This is a genomic window from Chlorobiota bacterium, assembly GCA_016710285.1.
Classification (GTDB): domain Bacteria; phylum Bacteroidota; class Ignavibacteria; order OLB7; family OLB7; genus OLB7.
In genome coordinates, this window is the sequence record JADJXR010000001.1 from 3108240 (window position 1) to 3128969 (window position 20730).

Here is a 20730-nt window from a genome sequence, read left to right on the forward strand (position 1 = left end):
ATTCAGATGGAGAAAAGAATGCCAAGCGTGAATTGAATCGGGCTGGTTTTCCAGTCGTCTTCTTTGGAGATTTTGGTGAATGGAAAGCCGTACAGCAACTCCGGATTCAGGAAGATTGCATCGCTGATTTCAATGGTTGCGCCAAGCCCGCCCCGAAGCTCGAACTGCAACGTGTTGACGATGTCAAGCTCGCCGCTGAACAACTCCTGCTCGGTCCCTGTCCCGTTTTGGAACTCCACCCCACTTGGCGTGGTGATCTCCTCCGTCTTCGTGAAATCTTTCCCCATCACAATCCCTGCCGATGGCCCCAACGCCACGTACAGCCCGAAGTCCGCCAGCGTGTAGGTTCCCAGAAGGTCAATGTTGAAGGTGGCAAGGTTGGCTTCCAACCGGTCGGTGAAGATGACGTTCTCCACCTGATTGTTCTGCCCAAAAAATGGCACCGGGTCGCTGGCGGTTTCAAAATTCCCTTTGCGGGATTCGTAGGCAAGCCGCGGGGAAAGGGAGAGTTGGTCCGTTAGCGGGATCATCGCCTTTGCGCCGAACACCGGGCCAATTCCGGAGCCTTCATCGAACGTGCAGCAGACGATCCCGTTCTCGGTCAGCACAAACTCCCCGCTGTGCATGTTGAAGTTGATCCCGGCGTAGGGGCCAACCAGAATGCCGCGTGCGTCGGGGTTCAGAATCCGGTCGAACGGCAGGGGGGAAGGACGCACCGCAACGGCGTTGTTGGCGGGGGGCTGCAAGGGTTGCGCGGTTCCTTGCTCCGGCAACATTGCTGCCAGCATCAGCAGCAGAAAGGGGAGGCGTAGCGGTGTTTGCATCGGCAGATAGGTTGTTGGTCGTTGCCAAATCCGGAGGCTGCGCGTTCGGTTCGGCGGTTGGTTGTTGTAACTTTGGGCACGGCAATGGCGGAAATTCCCCAGCCGGTTCAAGTGCCGCGCAAAAGTAATGACAACTCCCGCAAAACGCACACGCCCCGAAGGAGAAATTAAAGCCGAGGATGTGAAGAACGCCGGGGGGGATCTGTTCCCCCTGCAGTTCGTGAAAGGAATCGGCCCAGCACGCGCCGCTGCATTGGCCGAAGCTGGCGTGCGGACCGTGCGGGACCTTCTGATGTTCACCCCCAAGTCATATCTGGACCGCCGCACCGTGCTCCCGCTTCGGCAAACCAGGCTGCTGCTTGGTGGTGAGGAAGGAATCCCCGACCAAATCACCGCCATTGTGACGGTCCGCCGGATGGAAATTCTGCAAAGCGGACGCGGGCAGAAACGGCTGATTATGCGCGTTGGGGACCCAACCGGCGATGCCAATCTGGTCTTCTTCCAAGGGGCGCAGTATTTCATCAAATCCTACCAAGTGGGGGATAGCCTGGCGATTAGCGGCCCGGCAGAAATCTTTGGCGGAATGCTGCAATGGACCCATCCCGAAATTGAAAAATTGGAGGAGGAGGAGCGGGGGTTGATCCACAGCGGGCGGATTATCCCGCAGTACCGCGAAACCGCACGGATGAAATCCGCAGGGCTTAGCAGCCGCTCCATGCGGAAGCTGATGGAAGCCACCTTCCAGCGATACGTTGCCGAGGAACTCCGCGAAACCTTAACTGATGAACTGATCCGCGAGTACGCACTGCTCCCCCTTGCCGATGCCGTCTATCAGATGCACTTCCCGGGCGATGAAGAGCTTCTGAAACAAGCGTTGTACCGGATGAAGTTCGAGGAACTCTTCTTCTTTGAACTTGGCCTTGCCTACCGGAAGGAGGTCCAGCTTAGCTCCGAACCAGGCATCAGCTTCAACATCCACAGTGCCCTTGCGCGGCAGCTGTTGGACAAGCTCGGTTTTGAGCTTACCGCCGCGCAACGCCGCGCAATGAAGGAGATTTTGGCCGACATGGAGAAGCCAACGGCAATGAACCGACTGCTGCAAGGGGACGTTGGTTCCGGCAAAACAATCGTGGCGGTGTTGGCAATGCTGGTGGCGGTGGAGAACGGCTACCAATGCGCCATGATGGTCCCCACCGAAATCTTGAGCGAGCAACACGCCCGCACGCTGCAACGGCTGTTGGAAGGCTTGCCGGTGAAGGTGACGCAGTTGGTGGGGGGGCAAAAAAAACGGGCACGCGAGGAGGTGCTATATCAGCTTCGGAACAACGAGACGAACATCATTGTGGGGACCCACGCGCTGTTCCAGGAGGGGGTGGAGTACGCCAATCTTGGGCTGGTGGTGATTGATGAGCAGCACCGCTTTGGCGTTGAGCAACGCGCACGGCTGCGGAACAAAGGTCGCCGCCCCGACACCCTGATTATGACCGCCACCCCAATCCCCCGAACCCTAACAATGACCCTGTACGGGGACCTTGATGTCAGCATCATTGATGAGCTTCCCGCAGGGCGCAAGCCAATCCGCACCGCCATTCGGTTCGAGAATCAGTTGGATGCTGTCTGGAATTTTGTCCGAAGCGAGGTGATGGCCGGGCGGCAGGCGTACATCGTCTATCCGCTGGTGGAGAAGTCGGAGAAATTGGAGCTGAAGTCGGCAGTGGAGCATTACGAGTTCTTGAAGGAGAGCGTCTTCCCTGACCTCCGCTTGGGGCTGCTTCATGGGCAGATGCTGTGGTACGAGAAGGAGGACGCCATGCGTGATTTCCTTGAGCGGAAGGTGGATATTCTTATCGCCACCACGGTGATCGAGGTGGGCATTGACGTTCCGAACGCCTCGGTGATGGTGATTGAGAATGCCGAGCGGTTTGGGTTGTCGCAGCTGCACCAGCTTCGCGGGCGGGTGGGGCGGGGTGCCGATCAATCCTTCTGCATCTTGCTGACGAAGGACCACTACCGCTACCAGATGCGGCGCGGGATCAGCGCGAACGAGGCACGCCAGGAACGCCGCGCCGCAATCCGCCGGCTGGCCGCAATGGCCGAGACCAACGACGGTTTCCGCATCAGCGAAATTGACCTTGAGCTTCGCGGCCCCGGCGATGTTGTGGGAACGCGCCAAAGCGGGTTGCCGGAGTTCCACCACGCCAACCTTATCACCGATGGGCCAATCGTTGGGGCGGCCCGCGACGCAGCGTTCGGGGTCATCCGCCGCGACCCTGAGCTGCAATCGCCCGCCAACCAGCGCATCGCCCAAGCCTTCCAAGACTCCATCAAACGCTCGCTGAAATATGCTGATGTTGGGTAGATGGGAAAAGGGGTGGGGCAAGCGGTTATCGTTCTCCACCGCCAGTTCGTTGAGAAAATCAAACAGGTAGCCGCCCCGACATGAAGTCGGGGTTCATAAAAGGTCTTTAGCCTTCGGTGTCACCCACCGCCGGTTCGTTGGGGGAATCACACCGGTAGCCACCCCGACTCAGTCGGGATTCATAGCAGATCTTTAGCCTTTGGCAGGGGCGTTGTGAGGAGCGACCGCAACCGCTATCTTGATGCCGCTTCCCCTTGCATGGCAATGGCAGCATTGCGTGGAGGGGAAGATGCCCGCCGGGAAATCATTCATTCTTTTCCACTATGAGCATCTGTTATGGCAATTCGGTGTCTGTTTCCACTTCTCGCCCTCGCCATGCTGGCGTGGTATCCCGCTGCTGCGCAGAACAACGATCCATCGCCAAGCAACGACTCGGCAATGGCGGTTGCGGCATCGGCTCCAATCCTTATCCCCATTGACACGTTGCGGTTCGGCAGCAAGCTGACGGCGATTGCTGGCGGAGCGTTCCCCATGGGTGAGTATGCCGAAACAACTGGAGTGCGCCCCGGGTTCGCAACCCCAGGATTCTCCGCAGGGATAGAGTACACCGTCCACGCCGATTCGTTTGCGTTGCTGGTTTCGCCCGGGTGGGTTTCCACGTTGTTGGTTTCCGCCAACGGTTCCGATCAATCGGGGGTGAAGGCCGCGCTGGCGCAGGAGTTCAACATCCCCCCCGATGCCAACCCCATTGTTGAGGCCGGCCCCTGGGTCACGGCCTCGGTCCTGACCGGATTCGAGGGGAACTACCAACTGGCCAACAACTGGAGCATTGGCGTGCAGTCGCAGTTTGGGTTTGTGGTGGGGAGCAGTTCGTTGGTGAGATTGGCTTCCGAGCGCGGGGCAATCACGCAGCATTCCTCCATTGCCGCCGCGCCATGTTTTTCGGTTGGGGTGGTTTCTTCGTTCTGGAATCGGTTTGCGCTGGCCATGCGTTACTACCGGTCCACCATCACCTACGACATCCGCACCATCAACCCCGACGGAACCAGCAACGCCCTGTACTACGACCAACCATCGGACCTTCTTTCCCTTTACCTTGGCTACACCTTTGCCACCTTCCGCCACCAGACACCACTGTTTGCCGAAGAAGTGGTGGAGGAGTGAGGGGGAGGAAACTGGAGAAGGGGGGAAGAAAGGAAGGGGAGATGTGTCGAGCCAACCTTTCTGAATCTTTTTATCTGATTTTTTTGTTCATCACCACCTACCATCTCCTGTTTGGGCGGAAGAGGTGGGGGCATGGCCACCAGCGCGCGGAGTCCCCTTCAGAACCTGCGCGAACCCTAGGCCGCTGCAACCCTATGCTTTGCGTAGGGTGAGTTGCTGATATTTCAAAGCACCGAACGTTCCCAAATCGTTTGGCCCACCTTGCTGCCCTCCCTTTTCTGTGAGTATTCTGTGAGTTCCCGTTGCCAGCTTTACCGCCACACAAATTCCAATCACCAACACAGGAGAGAGATCACCATGAAGTTTTTACGCTTTCTGCTTGCGCTGTGGGCTGTTGCGCTGGCGGGGATCACCACGCAGGGGCTGGCTTCCGGGTTGACCCCGGTTGCCGGGCATCCCCGAATCTTGCTGACCCCCACGGTGAAAACCACACTGACCGCAAAGAAAAACAGCAACCATCCAACATGGCTTGCGCTGAAGTCCAAAGCCGATGCGCTGCTGAACCAAACCATCGTCCAGTGTAAGTACAACAACTACTCCAACTGGTACTCCAACTCCATCTATTTCGAGGGGAACGGCTCCGGCTGGATGCACGCGGCGTTCACCCTTTCGCTGGCGTGGCAAATCAGCGGCGACACGAACTACGCCAACAAAGCCGTGGCGTTGGCCGATGAAATTATCCGCGCCGATGCCGACCCGGACAACCAGGGAACGGGCAAATCCCCGATCACGCTGGACCGCTCCTACACCTCGCGCCATGTTGGCCCGGCAATCGCCGTGCTGTACGATTGGTGCCACTCCCGGCTTGATTCGGCACGCAAAGCCAAGCTCCGTGCGGTGATGGTCAAATGGTTCAACCACCTGCGGAATGGCTCGGCCAGCAGCGATGTCTATCAAAAAAATGGCCCAGCCACCGGCGCGTGGTTCGGCTCGCATCTTAGCTGCGCCGCATGGATGGGATACGCCATTGCTGGCGACGACACCGCGTCGCAGCGGATGATTGACTGGGCACGCGCCCGGTTCGACGGCACTCAATCGGCAACGCTCTCCTCCAGCGATTACCCCACCACCTACCGGATGCAAGGCTTCACCGGGGGGATCAAGTCGTGGTTCGGTTCGCGCTGGGGCGTTCCTTCCACAACGCAAGGGGCAACCGGCGCGCCGATGAAAGGGGGAATCTTCCCGCAAGGTTGGTGGTACGGCAATGCCGAGTTCGGGCGGATGGTGGATTACATGCTGGTGGTGAAATCGGCAACGGGGGAGGACCTGCCGGGAATGTATCAAACATATCTGGCCGACATCTTCATAGCCCACCGCCAAGCCACGCTTCCGGGGAACCTGCTGATTGATCCCAACGGCGAGTGGCGCGGAAGCCAGGGGGCCGTTGTGGAGCGTGGGCTTCCCGCACGGATTGCCACCGCGCTGGCTTCGGTCCCGAACGTTGGCGCGGCGGCGGCAACCTTTGCGTGGGATGAAATCCCACCCACTTCTTCCTCGGTGGCGGGCGTTAGCGTTGCGGCGTTGCAACCCTGGGAGGAGTTCCTGTACCGGAACACCGCAGGAAGCGGCGCAACGGTTGCGCTTCCCCTTGCCTACACCCCATTTGCGCCGAACTACCCAGCGGCCGGGGCCGGCAACGGAGCTATTCCATATTTCACCATGCGCTCTTCCTGGGGGAGCAATGCGGTCTGGGCAAGCGTGAATATGGGGGCGCAGGTGTATGATGAGTTCATGCATTATCAAGCCGGGCATATCGAGCTTGCAAAAGGGAACCACCGTCTGCTGATAAGCCCAACAACATGGAAAGGGGATTCCTCGGGATTAGGGGTCACCAGCTTGGGGCCGGTGATTAGCGACCACTCCGGCGCGAAAAACACTCTCTATTTCGATGACTTCGGCGACTACCAATCCACAAGCTCGACCCGCGTTGGCGGCCAGGGACCGCACGGGAAGGATAAAGTTGTTGCCCAGGAGATGAACCCCAGCTACAGCTATATCAGTGCCGACCTTTCCACCGCCTACAACAACATGGACTGGCCACGTTCGGTGGGGGACACAACCAACCGGAAGCTGGAGTATTTCTACCGAAACTTCGTCTATCTGCGCCCGGCAAACTTGTTTGTGGTGTACGACCGCGTAAAAGCCGCCGCCAGCAGCAACGCCAACGGTGCCTACCGCAAGCGGCTGCGCTGGCATTTCCCAACCCAGCCCGTTGTTAGCGGAAGCAGCATCCGCGTGGATAACAGCGATGCCCGGCTGTGGATGCGGGCACTGCTTCCGGCAAGCCCAACAATCACCACCACCAGCTTGGTCAGCAACCCCGACAACACGTGGGGTTCGTGGCTGAACTATCTGTTCAGCAGCAAAACCTACCGCGCCGAAGTCAGTAATGCGGCCAACCCGCTCCAGCAGCCATTCCTAACGGTGATGCAGGCCGGAACCACATCCCTTGCGGAACCGACATCGGAGCTTTTCTACACCACTGATTCGTTGATGATTGGAACCACTATCGAGCTTGCCGACGGGCGGGACTATGTGATGCTGTTCAACAACCGCCCCGGGCAAGTGCCGCAGCCAATCACCTACGCCTACTATCCCCTTGTTGGCTCGATCAACGGAACCCACACCCTGTGCGGGCTTGAGCCAAACACCGCCTACACTGTGGAGCTGCAAGGAACGTTTGTGGTGGTGGCCAAGGACCCAACCGGGGCGTTCACAACAACCGCCGCTGGGGTCCTGCAGTTCACCCCGCCCGGAGGCACGCCGCAAGGTGGCGGAGATGACGATGATGGGAACAACGGAGGCGGCGGAGATAATGGAGGTGGTGGAAACAATGGAGGCGGCGGAGATAATGGAGGTGGTGGAAACAACGGCGGCGGCGGAGACAATGGCGGCGGAGACAACGGCGGTGGTGGAGACAACGGCGGCGGCGGAGACAATGGCGGTGGCGGAAACAACAACGGCGGCGGAGCGATCATCGCTGGCCACCCGCGATTGCTGCTGACCCCGGCAATCAAGACCGCGCTGCTTGCGAAGGTCCAAGCCAACGACCCAACATGGACCGCGCTGAAAACCCGTGCGGACATTCTTCTGACCTATCCAATCACCCAGTACAAAACCGCAACCGCCTACAACTGGTTTGCCAACACCATCTTCTACGGCTATCAGGGGGAGGGGTGGTACAGCGATGTGATACCGCTGGCGTTTGCGTGGCAGATGACCGGCGACACCAACTACTGCAACAAGCTGCTGGCGATTGCCGACGAGTTCATCCGCGCCGAGTACGACCCGGCAAACCAGCCACCAATCGGGCGTTCGCCGATGACGCTGGGGAACGCCTTCCCGTCGCGCTATGTTGGCCCGGCGGCGGCCATCATCTTCGATTGGTGCTACGACCACCTGGGCGCGACCCGCAAAAACCAGATGGTGACGCTGTTCAACCGCTGGTTCGACTCGCTTCGGGTTCCTGGCGGAAGTGCTTACGAGAACAACGGACCATCGAACGGCAACCACTACGGCGGCCACATGGCAGCCGCGGGGTGGATGGGCTACGCCAGCTACGGCGACAACCCACGCGCCCAGCATCTGATTGATTGGGCAATCGTCCGGATGGATGGCACGCTTACGCCAAACCTTGCCTCCACCGACATCCCCGCCAGCAACCGCAAACAAGATTTTGAGGGGAGCGTGCGGAACTACGTCGGCTCAATCTGGGGAATCCCAAGCTCCACCCCGGGCATTTACGGCACGCCGTTCCGGGGCGGGCATAACTTCCAGGGGTGGGCCTACGGCAATGGCGAGTTCAGCCAGATGATTGACCTGCTTCAGGCAATGAAAACTGCTGGCGGACCAGACTTCTTCCAGCAATATCCGGGCTGGTTCAGCGGGATGTACCGCTCGCTTCGCCATTCGCTGATGCCAAGCCGTTTTATGATTGACCCAATTGGCGATTGGGGGGGGAACAACGCCGTCGCAATCCAACCGGGGCTGCCGCATCGCTTGTCGTTTGTGCTGCAATCCACACCCGATGGACCCACTGCCCAGCATTTTGCCAACGTGGAAATGGCCCAGAACCACACCTGGAATTTCTACGCCCAAGATGTCCGCGTTATTGAGCTGCGCGAATGGGAAGCCTTCTACTACCAGGACTTCACCCGGCCCGCAACGCCAGCGGTGATGCCAACGTGGTACAACAACATCAACAGCGTAACGCCGAACGGCAGCAGCCCGAACGGCGCAATCCCATACTACATGATGCGGAGCAGTTGGGACACCGGAGCGGTGTGGGCATCGTTGCAAATGGGAAGCGCGAAATGGGGGGACCACCAGCATCTGCACGCCGGGCACCTGCATATCGTTCGCGGGCGGGATCAGCTTCTTATCAGCCCAAGCAATTGGAAAGGGGGACCAACAGGGTTGGGAATTGTTGGCAACGGCATTGGCTACACCGATTACTCCGGCGTGAAGAACACCCTGTTCTTCGACGACTACGGCGACTACCAACGGAAGTCCAGTGGGAACATCGGCGGGCAAGATGTGTACGGATTCGACCGCCCGGTGGCCAACGAATTCACCGAGGATTACGGCTACGCCCGAAGCGATTTGGCATCGGCTTACAACTTTGCGGGCTGGAACCCGGCAACGCAATCCAGCACCCAACTTTCCGACACCACACAGCGGAAGCTGGAGAAGTTCTACCGGAACTTCGTGTACCTGAAAGGTCCCGGAATTTTTGTCACGTACGACCAGATCAAGGCCAAAAGCAGCAACAACCCTTTGGGGGCTTATCGGAAGCATCTGCGCTGGCATTTCCCGGACCAGCCAACAATCAACGGGAAAAGCATCCATGCCGAAAAAGGGGCCTCGCGCATTTGGATGCACACGGTGATTCCGGCAACCGTCGGGTACACCAAGTACAGTTTGCAGAACAGCAATCCAGACAACACCTACAACGATCCCAGCTTGAACTACCTGTTCCAAAGCAACACGTGGCGGGTGGAAGCGCGCGACACACTGAACCCGCTGGAAATGCCGTTCCTGACGGTGATGCAAGTTGGGCCGGCGAACCTTTCGGAGCTGACCACCAGCGCGTTCGCCACCACCGACACACTGATGATCGGTTCCCGAATTATCACCGCAGCGGGGGAGGAGTATCTGGTGCTGTTCAATAACCGAGCGGGGACGGTTCCGCTGGCGATTGCTTCCACCAACTACCCGTTGGTTGGGGCAACCAGCGCAACCCATCTGCTGTGCGGAATGAAGCCTGCGGGGAAATATCAGATAGCCATCAGCAACGGCGTGGTGACGGTGGCGGAAAATCCCGCCGGAACGTTCACCGCCTCGGCTGGCGGAGTGCTGATGTTCCAGCCGTCGGCGGTTTCTGGCGCGGCAAAGGCTGTGCCCGGGGAAACCGGGGAACTGCGCGAATCGGGGCTTAGCCTACGCGTTTTCCCGAACCCCAGCAATGGCGCGGCCACCGTGGGTTTCCGCTTGCCGGAGTCGGGGAATGTGAAGGTTCGGGTGCTGAATTTGTTGGGGGGAACGGTTGCCGATCTGCTGGACCGCCAGCTTCCGGCGGGCGTTCATGCGGTGGAATGGAGCGGCAAAGGGGAACCAGCCGGAACTTACCTTGTTGAGATTATTGCCGGCGCACGCCGCGACGTACAAAGACTGGTGCTAACGAACTAACGAAGGCACTGGTTGGTGGACCCGGAGGAATCGCTGGCAACAGCGGTTCCTCCGGTTGTTATTGGCCCGCCTACAGGGTAGCCGCCCCGACCTTCGTCGGGATTGATAAAAGGTCTTTAGCCTTCGGTGTATCATCTTGGCGAGAAGACTGAGCCCCGATGAATCGGGGCCGCTACCTGTGGGATCGCCACGGCTCCGCCCGCCACAGGGTAGCCGAAGGTCTTTAGCCTTCGGTGTCATCCTTCAGTGCTATCACTGGGCCCCGATGAATCGGGGCCGCTACCTGTGAGGGTGTTCCCCGTTTTCTTCTCACCCCCATTGCCACCGCGCCGCCGATTGATAGAAGCAGCGTTGCAATCGTGATCCATTTTCCGGTGGAGTAGGCCGATGACTCGAACCGCAGCTCAACCGTGTGGTTCCCCGCCGGAACGGCGATTGCCCGCAGCGAGTAATCGCCTGTCAGAAGCTCCGTCTCCGCGCCGTCAACATAAACGTGCCAGGCCGGATACCAGACCTCGCTCAGCAGTAAAATCCCTGCTTTGTCGGTCTTCACACCCACCTCAATTCGTGCGGGGTCGTAGTGGCTGATGGTGGCGGTTCCGCTTCCGGTTCCGTCCGGTTTCACGCTTGGCTCTTTCTCCAACAACACCGTTTTGGAAAGATCAATTTCGCCGCTTCCCAGCATCTTCTTGATTGCAGCGGTGTCGGCCACGCGGTAATCGTACAGCATCCGTGCGTGGGGGAAGGCGGTGGGGCGTTCGGCAAGCCCTGCGCTGCGGGTGGCGGCATCAACCCGCACGGCGTAGCGGATGTTCATCAGGTCGTAGGCGGGTTCGTAGTTCCCGGGTTGGCCGGCGGCTTGGGCCGGGGGAACGCGCCGCGCAAGCAGCAGCGGGTTGTAGCCTTCGAACAGCATGATCTGGCTGTACGGCCCTTGGTTCCGTTGCATCAGCATCGCCCCCGATTCCCGCATCTTCACGCGGAACAACCGGTCGGGGGCTTGGGCTTTCAGCATCGCGAATTGCTCATCGTTCCGCTGGTAGATCTGCTCTGGGTTGTTCGGCGATGGGTTCTGTTCCGCGCCAAAAATGAACAGGTCAATCGTCCCAAGCAGCAGCAGCGCCACGGCCACCCCGGCCCCGGGCATCTTCCGTTTCAGCCCGGCCCAAAGCACCGCAACCGCGCCAAGCCCAATCAGAATTGGCGTGATCCCCGTTGCCCCCGTTGCCTTTGCCACTTCGGCGGGGGCGTTGAACATCCCCCCCAGAACTCCGCTTACCGAAAGCAATCCAATCAGCACAATGATCCCGCCGGCAATCCACGTGGTCCGCATCAGCGCGGGCGATTCGCCGTCGTCGTCGGGGCGGATTGCACGCTCCAGCCCAACCCCCGCAAGCAACGCCGCGCCCAATCCAAAAAACAGCATCATGCGGGTGGGGACGCGGAAGCTCCCGAACAACGGCAGCTTGTTGATGATTGGATGGAGGAAGAAGCTATCCCCCAAAGCATACAGAAGGCTGAACAACGCCATCCCAGCAACAAACCACCGGAGCGCGCCCAGCCGTTTGGAGGCCAGCCCTATCGCGGCCAACAGCAGCGTCACAACGCCAACGTAGATGCAGGTCTCCCAGAAGTAGAACGTCTCGGGGCGGTACCAATACTCCATCCCTTGCGGCGTGTTTCCGGTGACAACGCCAAAGAATTTTGGAACAACCAACGTCACCAAATGGCCAATGGTGATGGAGCCTTCCAGCGATTTCTCGTAACTGCTGGCGGCGCGTTCGCTAAGCCCGGCAAGCTCCTGGGCGGGAAGCAGTTGGATTGCAAAAATGCCCGCGCCAATGGCCACCACCAGCAGGGCAATCGCCGCGCCTTTCCAGGCGGTGGCTTTCCGCTCGGCATCGCTTCCGCGAAGGTCGGGGAGCAGAAGAAAAAGGGTGAAGCAGGCCATGTAGAAAACCATAAACAGTGCCGATTGCGGGTGCCCACTCAGCATCGTCAGCCCAAGAATAATTCCCGACAGAATGCCGTGCAGCCAACTCCGCTGGGTTACGCCACGGTGGAAGAACATCAGCACAAAGGGGAACCAGGCAAGGTGGTAGATCATGTTCGGGTGGATCATGTGGGCAACCATCATTCCGCACAGGCCCCACGCAATGCCGCTGAAGATTCCGCCCCATTGGCCAATCCCTAACTGGCGTGCAAGTTTCCACGCGCCGATCATCGCCACCAAGTAGTGGGCAACCACAAAAAATTGCGCCAGCCGCGCCGTCAGGTCGCCGCCGCTGAACAGGTACATCAGCAGGTTGCCGGGGTAGAAGAAGCCGTTTTGGAGATCGGCCAAAAACGGCATTCCGCAGAAGGCGTAAGGGTTCCAAAACGGTATCACCCCTTGGCTGAAGTTCCGCGCAGCAAAGACTTCGTGGGGGAAGAATTGCTCCAAAAAATCTTCCCACAAATATCCGCTCCCGAACAGAAAGGGGCTGAAAAACAGGAGTGTAATCAGGATGAAAATGCCGTAGGCAACGTAGTTGGGCGGCTCGTATAACGGCTTCGATGCGGCGGCTGCACGGCGTGGATTGCGGACGGTGAGGGGTTCAATCTCCCGTTTTTTTGACGGCTGTTTTGCCATGGGTCGGAACGAAAATGAAGATGAAAGACCTGGTTCTGGGGAACGGACAACCACGGATAATCGCGGCCTTTGCGCGTGCGCCAACAAGAGTGTGAGTTTGCACAAAGGCCGCCAAATATACAGCCCAATGGTTAAGTTCGCGCCCTATGGTTATTCGTCGCGCTTCGGAAGCACCCCCCGCCGCAACCCCGTCCCAGCCGGAAATCCCAACCGTTAGCCAGTTCACGCGCCAGCTGCGCGAGGTGTTGGAAGTTGGGTTCCCAGAAGTGTTGGTCCAGGGGGAAATCTCCGGCTGGAATCGCGCCGCCAGCGGCCACACCTATTTCACGCTGAAAGATGCCGGGGCATCGCTGGGGTGTGTGCTGTGGCGCGGGCGGCAGCTTCGCCATGCCATTCGCGACGGAATGAGCGTGGTGGCCGGGGGGCGCATCACCCTGTACGAGCCACGCGGCCAGTATCAGCTTGATTGCACCACCTTGTTCCCGCTGGGCCAGGGGGCGTTGGCAATGGCGTTCGAGGCGATGAAGGCGCGGCTGCTGGCCGAAGGCTTGTTCGACCCCGAATGGAAGAAGCCGCTGCCGGAGTTCCCAAAAACCATCGGCCTTGTCACCTCACGCGATGGGGCCGCCCTGCGCGACATCTTGACCACACTCCGCCGCCGAATGCCGTTGGTGAACGTGATGCTCTATCCAACATTGGTCCAGGGAGGGGCGGCTGCAGCCGAGATTGCGCGTGGCATCCGCACGCTGAATGCCGTGGGGGGGATTGATGTGATGATTGTTGGGCGCGGCGGCGGATCCGCCGAAGACCTGTGGGCGTTCAACGAGGAGGCGGTGGCGCGGGCGATTTTTGAGTCGGAGATTCCGGTGATCAGCGCCGTTGGCCACGAAACCGATTTCACCATTGCCGACTTCGTTGCCGATCTTCGCGCACCAACCCCAACCGCCGCTGCCGAGCTTGCCGTGCGCGACAAATTGGAGTTGTTGGAGTACGTGGAAGGAATCGCCCAGCAGATGGGCGACCAAGTTTCGGTGCTGATCCGTTCCCACCAGCGCGAGCTGCAGGCATTGCTTCGCAGCCGTGGATTCTCCCGCCCAGCGGACCTGATCCGAACACACGAGCAGCGGCTGGACGAGCTAACCGGGCGCGCCAACCGCGGGCTTCGGGGGCATCTTCGCAGCCAATCGGAGGGGCTGCGGCTGATGCAGGCATCGCTGCAGGCCCTGAACCCGGCAAACGTGCTGCGGCGCGGCTATGCGATTGTTGAGCGCGATGGAGTTCCCCAAACCGGAATCGCCCAATTGCCAGCGGGAACCGAGGTTGCAATCACCATGGCCGATGGAACACGCAGCGCGGTGATTGGGGAATAACGTTGGCAAACAACACTGGCAAGGATTGTCTGGCGCGGCACCTCACCCTTCCGCCACACCAACCGGCTGCCAGTTGCAAGCAATAAAAAACGCCGGATGAGCTTGCTCACCCGGCGTTTGTGCGGAAGGCGGGACTTGAACCCGCACGCCTTACGGCGCCACCCCCTCAAGATGGTGCGTCTGCCAGTTTCGCCACTTCCGCGCACTGAAGGGAGGGCAAATATAATCGGCGCGGAAATCCTGCCGCACGCCGAAGATGTTCAAGATGGTAATTTGGACCCGCTGCTGGGTGCATGAGTCTTCCAATGAGCTTTCCAACCGAACAATTTCTGGGCGGTGTTGCCGCTGCGGCTGCGGTGGCGATTGCGGCGCGGCGTGCCCGTGCGCTTTCGCGGTCCGGCGCGGTGGCAACGGCATTGCTGGGAAGCGTGACGTTCGGGTTGGGCGGGGTTGCATGGGCGGCCCCGTTGCTGGCGTTCTTTGTGTTCAGCAGCCTTCTTTCCGCAATCAGCAAGCGGCGTGCGCGGCGCGATTTTGCCGAGGTGTTTGAAAAAGGGGGGGAGCGCGATGCCGGGCAGGTGCTTGCCAATGGTGGCGTTGCTGGCGTGGCGGTGGTGCTGAACTTCCTCCATCCCGATCCGCTTTGGTATGCCGCTTTTGTTGGGTCCCTTTCCGCCGCCGCTGCCGACACATGGGGAACGGAAATTGGCGTGCTAAGCCGTGGAAGCGTCCGCTCGGTCCTCACCTTCCGGCTGGTTCCGCCGGGGACTTCGGGTGGGGTGTCGTTGGTGGGAAGCGTTGGCAGCGTTGCCGGGGCTTGCTTGGTGGCGTGGGTTGGGGCGCTGTTTGTTGGTGGTTCGCTCCGGTTTGCAATCGGCGCAACGGTTGCCGGGATTGCTGGCGCGTTTGCCGACAGCGCGCTTGGCGCAACCGTGCAAGCCGGCTACCGCTGCCCCCACTGCTTGGCCGACACGGAGCGGAAGGAGCATTGCGGCGCGGCAACGGAACTGGTCCGCGGCTTCGCATGGGCCAACAACGATGCCGTCAACCTTGCGTGCTGCTTGGTGGGGGCGATTGCGGCAGCGGCATTGCTTGTTTGGAGTGAGTGATTCCTCCATCTGCCACGCTCGAACGAGGGGCGGAAAAAGCCAGGCGCAGAAGCCTCAGCGAAGAACCACCACCGGCGTTGCGGCCCACCCGTAATCGGTTTCCAACACCAGCTGGTAAACCCCGCTGGCAAGTTCGGGAATTGGCAGTTGCAGATGGTGGTGTCCGGCGGCAACCACGTGCGGCGCGGTTTGGTGTTGGATGGTTCCATCGGCAGCCACAAGGCGGAAGCGGAGTGTTGCCCAATCGGGAGCATCTACCTCAACGGTGATCTGGTCGCGCGCGGGTTGCGGGCTGATTTTCACCACGCGTGGTTGCGCCACAAACCGCAGCCCCGCTTCCCAGCAATCGCCCAACAGTGTGAAGTTCCCGTTGACGGTGTCGGCACTCACGTTCCATTTGTTCCAAGCGAACGATTGGAACTGCAACGGAGTGATCTTCCGGTCCCCAAACATTGCGGTGCAGAACAGGGTGGCAATCGTGTCGGCGTTCGCATCCGATAGATGCCCCACAAGCTCCACCGTCGCATCGCCAGTTTTTGGATTGGCCTTATAGGTTGCCGCCCCCCCCGCCGCGCTGTCGAACCGGAGCAGTGCCGTGCTGAAACTGATGCTGGTGCGGAAGGTGTCGGGCGCGATTCGGTTGAACGCTGCGCGGTCGGCCAGCTGCACCACAATCGGCAGCCGCACCGGCTGGTTGACGTGCGCCGATGCCTCGGGAAGCCGCACGGTGGTTGCCGTTCGCTCCCCCGATTCGCCGCTGGCATAGATGGTTGCGGCAACCCCGCATCTTCCATCAACGATTTCCAACGTCTGGCTGAATTGCCCGGGCGCGGTTGGAAGAAACCGCACGTTCAGCAACGCGGTTTGCCCGGGCAACGGGTTGGCCGGGGTTGCGCCGGTGATCTGGAACTCCCCAGCACTCACCGGAAGATTCCAAGCCAGCGGTGCTGTTCCGGTGTTCACCACGCGCAGCGTGAAGTTGGCGGCTTCGTTCGGCGGATGATTTCCCGCCACCACAACGCTGTCAAGCAACAGGAACCGGATGGCGTGGCGATACCCGCGCAGCTGGATCGTGTCGTGGCCGCTGGGACCGTTGTTTTTCAGGACCACTGCCCCCCGTTTCTCCCCCTCCGAACCTGGGCGGAACCCAATGGCCACAACACCTTTCTGGCCAACCGGAACGCGCAACGGCAACGCCCCTTCAATGCGGAAATTTCCTTCGGGATCGTTGATGATTGTTGCCGAATCAATCGCCAATTCTGCGCCGCCATTGTTCTCAATCTCCATCATCGCACTCTTCGCGCTCTCGGCCACGCACCACAAGGTGTCGAACGCGGGGGGGGTGATGGTGGCGATTGGTTGATTCCCGGAAGCCAGCAGTTTCACCCTTGCGGAGTCGGCGCAATTCGGCTGGTATCCAAAGGCGATTTCGGCATTGAACGTGGTGTTGAACGGAAGCACCAGCAACCGAATATGCAGCCGGACCGAGTCGCCCGGGGCAACGATTCGGGGGAGCTGCCCATCCAGAAATTTGAACCACGCTTTGTCGTTCCCGCCAATCGCTTCCCCCTGCACCGTTGCCGGAATCGTCCCGCGGTTCCACAACGCCACGAAGGTGTCAACCGGGGCGGCGGCTCCGGTGCGGAACGTGATGTTGGGGACCTCGGCAATCAGCATGATGGAGTCGCGGCGGCCACGAAGCGCGATGGTTGCTGGGCTGGTGGGGTCGTTGGAAACCACCCGCAGGGTCGCCGTTTTTTCGCCGAAGGTTGCCGGGGCAAGCCGCACCGGAACTTGGATTGCCCCCTGGGGCGGAACCGTGACCGGCCCGCTTGCCGTGGGGATGCTTAGCAGTTGGAAGCCTTCGTTGTTGTCGGCAAGCTCAATCGTGGTGATGGAAAGGTCCACCGTGCCGACGTTCCTCAGCTGCAGGATGGTGTCGCGTGCGGCTGCGCCGCAATCAATCGCCGGAAGCGCAACGGGCGCAACCGCACCCAACGTGGGGATTGCCGCGCTCCGCCCGGTAACGATTGTGCTGGCGCTCCCGCACCCTTGTTGCAGCGTGAACCGAAGCTCGGCGCTGGCGGCTTTCCCTGGCTCAGGGAAGAAGCGTAAAAGAAGGCTCAGGCATTCCCCGGGGGCCAGCGCAAAAGCCCCGCCGCCGCTGGCAATCTGGAACGGGCCATCGCTTGGGATAATCTCTGCTTCCCCGCGCAAGGTGTCGGTTCCGGTGTTGCAGATGCTGCGGGCAACGGTGGTGTCGAAACGGGTTCGCCCTTCGGGCTGGTTCCCCATATCTATCACGCTTTGGTGGGTGAATTGGCAGGGCTGGACCCCAATGCCAAAGATGCTTGCGGTGTCGCGTGCGCCGCAGCTTCCGGCCACCACCAGCCAAGCGCGAATCGTGTCAAGGCGGGTGGGGCCAAAGCGGAGCCGCAGCGGCAGCGATTCCCCGGGATTGATTGTTGCTGGCAGTCCGGAAGGAACCACGCTGAACATCGCTGCGTCGGGACCGATTGCCCACGCCGAATCCACTTGCAGAGGCCTGGTCCCCGGGTTGCGAATGGCGTTGGGGAAATCGGCCTGGCCAAACTGATAGCGGAGAACAACCCCGGCAAACCCAGCATCCCCTTCCAACAACATCACCTGCTGGCGTTCAACGGAAAAGAAGCTGCGGGAGGAATCTTGCAGCGGCTCGATAGGAAGATCAATCGCCCGAACCCGGTGGTTGTTCAGGTCGCAGAAGTACAGGCGGTTATCGGCCACAATGGGGGCGGTGGGGTAGTTCAGTTGGGCAGCCGACGGGTCCCCTTTGTCGCCGCTGAATCCCGGCGTTCCGGTTCCGGCGATTGTGGTGATGATGCCGCTTTGCAGGTCCAGCCGGCGGATCCGGTGGTTGGCCGCATCGGTGATGTAGGCAAACCGCCCGGCCACAGCAATCCCGGAAGGGCGGTCCAGCCGTGCGGCGGTGGCGGGACCTCCATCGCCACCAAATCCTCCAACCCCTCCGTCGGCAGTTCCGGCAACGATTGCCGCTTCACCAGTGGAAAGGGTAATCCGGCGGACGACGTTCGCTGCGGTCTCCACCACAAACAGCTCGTCGCCGCGCAACGCCACCGATGTTGGATTCCCCAAACGGATGCTCCGCGCAGCGGTGGAATCCCCGGGGACCATTGGGCCGGCAATGGTGGTGATGGTTCGCGTCCGCAGGTCAATTGCCCGTATGCGGTCCACCCCATCGGAGCCGAACAGCGTGGGGTCCAGGCCCGGGCCGATTCTTCCCGCCGCCAGCGCCTGCGGGGAGCTGAACGTTGCCGACACTCCATCGCCGCCGTCGCCGCTGTTTCCGGGCTGGCCATTTCCGGCAATGGTTCCAATCGTCCTTGTGCGCCGGTCAATCGCCCTGACCCGGTTGTTTCCGGCATCGGCAAGGTAGATGCGCTGGGCATCGGCCAGCGCGTGGCGTGGGTTGCGAAGCTGCGCCAGCGTTGCCGGACCTCCATCGCCGCTGGACCCTGGTTGCGCGGTTCCCGCCACGGTGGTAATCACCCCTGTTGGAAGATGGACTTGCCGGATGCGGTGCGCCGCTTCCTCGGTAATCAGCAGGATGCTATCGCTGATGGAAATCCCAGTGGGGCTCCAAAGTTTTGCCCCCAACGCCGCGATGCTATCGCCGCCGTTCCCGCCGCCGGCCACCGTTGTGATGATGGAGCGTGGGTCGGGGATGGTGGAAACGCGGATGCGATACGCCCCCGCCATTGGCGGTTTCCACGTGTACGAATAGCCCTGCACCGAAGTGATTGCCCGCCAGATACGATCGGCCCCGGAGTACTCCAGCCGCACCGGTGTCCCCGATGGAACGCCGGCCCAGAAAATCGGCACCGAATCGCAAATGGTGAACGATTCGCCGCCGGTGGGGCTAAGCAGCCGCAGGGTCCCCGTTGGTTGCGGTTTGGGCGTTCCCCCCACAACCACAACCGGCGCGCTGGGGCAGGGGAGCGTTCCGAACGTCACGGTTCCGGTGTCGGGGACCGTGGGGAATGCCGGGGCGTAGCGGATCACCACCGTGCGCCCGCTGTCGCGCTGCAGGGTGAACGGCGGCGGCGCGCCCCCCCAATCGGCAATGCTGAACGGCTTCCCGGAAAGGAGCAACGCGCTTGCCACCACCACCGAATCGTGCCGGGCGGTGATCCGAATGGAAAGATCGCGGCTGCCCCCCGCCGGAACCGTTCCGAACCAGAGGAAGGTGTTGCTGGCCTCCAGCAATCCATTCCGAACGGGGGGGGCAAGGTAGTTGCGGCGGTTCTGCAGCTTCAGCCGAACCAGCGTCATCACAAGGTCGCGCCCCCGCTGGATTGCGCCGCAGCCAATGGGGCTAATCCACTGAATCTTGCATGGCCGATACCCGCCAACGCCCAACCCAATGCCGCGCATTGCCGCGCGCGATTCCTCCTCGGTCGTCACCATGTCGAACCACTCGCCCCCGGTTTGCTCAACAACGCGCCGCATCTCAAAAGGGATTCTGGCGCGGATGATGACCGCATGAATCTCAATCTTCTGGGCCTTTGCCAGCTTGATGATGGAGTCGGCATCCGATTGCTGGATGGAGGAGCCATCGGTCACCAGAAGGATCATTTTGCGGGTGGCTGCGGGAACGGTTTTGAACGATGCGATCGCGCCGGCACCATCCTCCAGCAACGCGTTTGCGGTGTTGGTTCCGCCGGTGTGATACAGCAATCCAAGGCTGCTGGTGATTGGCTCCGCCGTGCCGATAAAACCGGTTTCGGTGGTGGGAATGTTGTGGTAGGAGGTCAGCCCAATGGTGTTCCCGGTGGAGAAATTGAAGTTGTTGGTGAAGTCAATCATGCCGGAAATGGCCAGCGTTAATTTCCCGTTCCCCATGGATCCGCTGCGGTCGGCAAGAATCCGAATGGCGGTTTTCTGGGGTGGGGTCTGCGGCGGGCAGGTGGGGAAAGGATGGTTGCAACCGGCGCGCCGTTCTCGGTGATGCTGAAATCTTGCGGGGTCAATCCCTGAACCACATCCCCGTTGGCATCCAACGCAATAAACCGCGCCGTCACCAGCGGGAACGCGGTGATGTCAACATCGAACAGATCAAACCGCTGCGCGCTGGCCGCCGGTGGCACAAGGGCAACCAGCCCGCCACACACCAACCAGCAGAGCAGTGGCATCACGTTCCGAAGAATAAGGCAGATGGGCATGATTGCTGTGAAGAAAAAATATCTGAGGCAGGAGAATGAAGAGAACGGAGGAAGGAATCAACCGCCAAACCCATTTCCCCCCAGCATTCAAGGAACAGGGTAGCCGCCCCGACCTCCGTCGGGATTGATAAAAGGTCTTTAGCCTTCGGTGTCTGTAGCTGGCAGAGGTGGGGTGAGTTTCACCGAGAACGGAATCAACCGCCAAACCCATTTCCCCCAGGATTCAAGGAACAGGGTAGCCGAAGGTCTTTAGCCTTCGGTGTCTTTAGCCTTCGGTGTCTGTAGCTGCCAGAAGTGACATG

General features: G+C 60.5%; 9 protein-coding genes and 1 tRNA gene. 5 read left to right on the plus strand and 5 right to left on the minus strand.

Annotated elements, in window-relative coordinates; all coding sequences use genetic code 11:
- Positions 1 to 2 precede the first annotated feature (2 nt).
- On the minus strand, positions 3 to 824 hold the full coding sequence (locus IPM61_11410) for a PorT family protein (protein MBK8911923.1): 822 nt from the start codon (positions 822 to 824) through the stop codon (positions 3 to 5).
- Positions 825 to 951: 127 nt separating this feature from the next.
- On the opposite strand from IPM61_11410, the gene recG reads away from it, so the two are divergent.
- From recG to IPM61_11425, 3 genes are all read left to right on the plus strand, one after another.
- On the plus strand, positions 952 to 3183 hold the full coding sequence (gene recG, locus IPM61_11415; GenBank protein ID MBK8911924.1) for an ATP-dependent DNA helicase RecG: 2232 nt from the start codon (positions 952 to 954) through the stop codon (positions 3181 to 3183).
- Between the two features lie 336 nt (positions 3184 to 3519).
- A complete protein-coding gene (locus IPM61_11420; protein ID MBK8911925.1) occupies positions 3520 to 4347 on the plus strand; it encodes a hypothetical protein in 828 nt (275 codons plus the stop codon).
- A 357-nt stretch (positions 4348 to 4704) separates the two neighbouring features.
- Positions 4705 to 10095 (plus strand): hypothetical protein, encoded by a 5391-nt coding sequence (locus IPM61_11425; protein MBK8911926.1) that lies wholly within the window; start codon positions 4705 to 4707, stop codon positions 10093 to 10095.
- 223 nt (positions 10096 to 10318) lie between these two features.
- Here IPM61_11425 and IPM61_11430 read toward each other — a convergent pair whose 3' ends face one another.
- On the minus strand, positions 10319 to 12727 hold the full coding sequence (locus IPM61_11430) for a hypothetical protein (protein ID MBK8911927.1): 2409 nt from the start codon (positions 12725 to 12727) through the stop codon (positions 10319 to 10321).
- Between the two features lie 146 nt (positions 12728 to 12873).
- On the opposite strand from IPM61_11430, the gene xseA reads away from it, so the two are divergent.
- Positions 12874 to 14097 carry an exodeoxyribonuclease VII large subunit gene (gene xseA / locus IPM61_11435; protein MBK8911928.1) on the plus strand — a complete coding sequence of 408 codons (1224 nt, stop codon included), beginning with the start codon at positions 12874 to 12876 and terminating at the stop codon, positions 14095 to 14097.
- 120 nt (positions 14098 to 14217) lie between these two features.
- Here the strand turns inward: xseA and IPM61_11440 are convergent.
- Positions 14218 to 14299 (minus strand) — tRNA-Leu (locus IPM61_11440).
- Positions 14300 to 14402: 103 nt separating this feature from the next.
- Between IPM61_11440 and IPM61_11445 the strand changes: the two genes are divergently transcribed.
- Positions 14403 to 15206 (plus strand): DUF92 domain-containing protein, encoded by an 804-nt coding sequence (locus IPM61_11445; GenBank protein MBK8911929.1) that lies wholly within the window; start codon positions 14403 to 14405, stop codon positions 15204 to 15206.
- A gap of 54 nt (positions 15207 to 15260) precedes the next feature.
- On the opposite strand, the gene IPM61_11450 is transcribed toward IPM61_11445, so the two are convergent.
- Both IPM61_11450 and IPM61_11455 read right to left on the minus strand, forming a co-directional pair.
- A complete protein-coding gene (locus tag IPM61_11450) occupies positions 15261 to 20108 on the minus strand; it encodes a choice-of-anchor D domain-containing protein (protein ID MBK8911930.1) in 4848 nt (1615 codons plus the stop codon).
- On the minus strand, positions 20090 to 20428 hold the full coding sequence (locus IPM61_11455) for a hypothetical protein (protein MBK8911931.1): 339 nt from the start codon (positions 20426 to 20428) through the stop codon (positions 20090 to 20092). Before IPM61_11455 ends, IPM61_11450 begins: the two co-directional genes overlap by 19 nt.
- Positions 20429 to 20730: the final 302 nt, after the last annotated feature.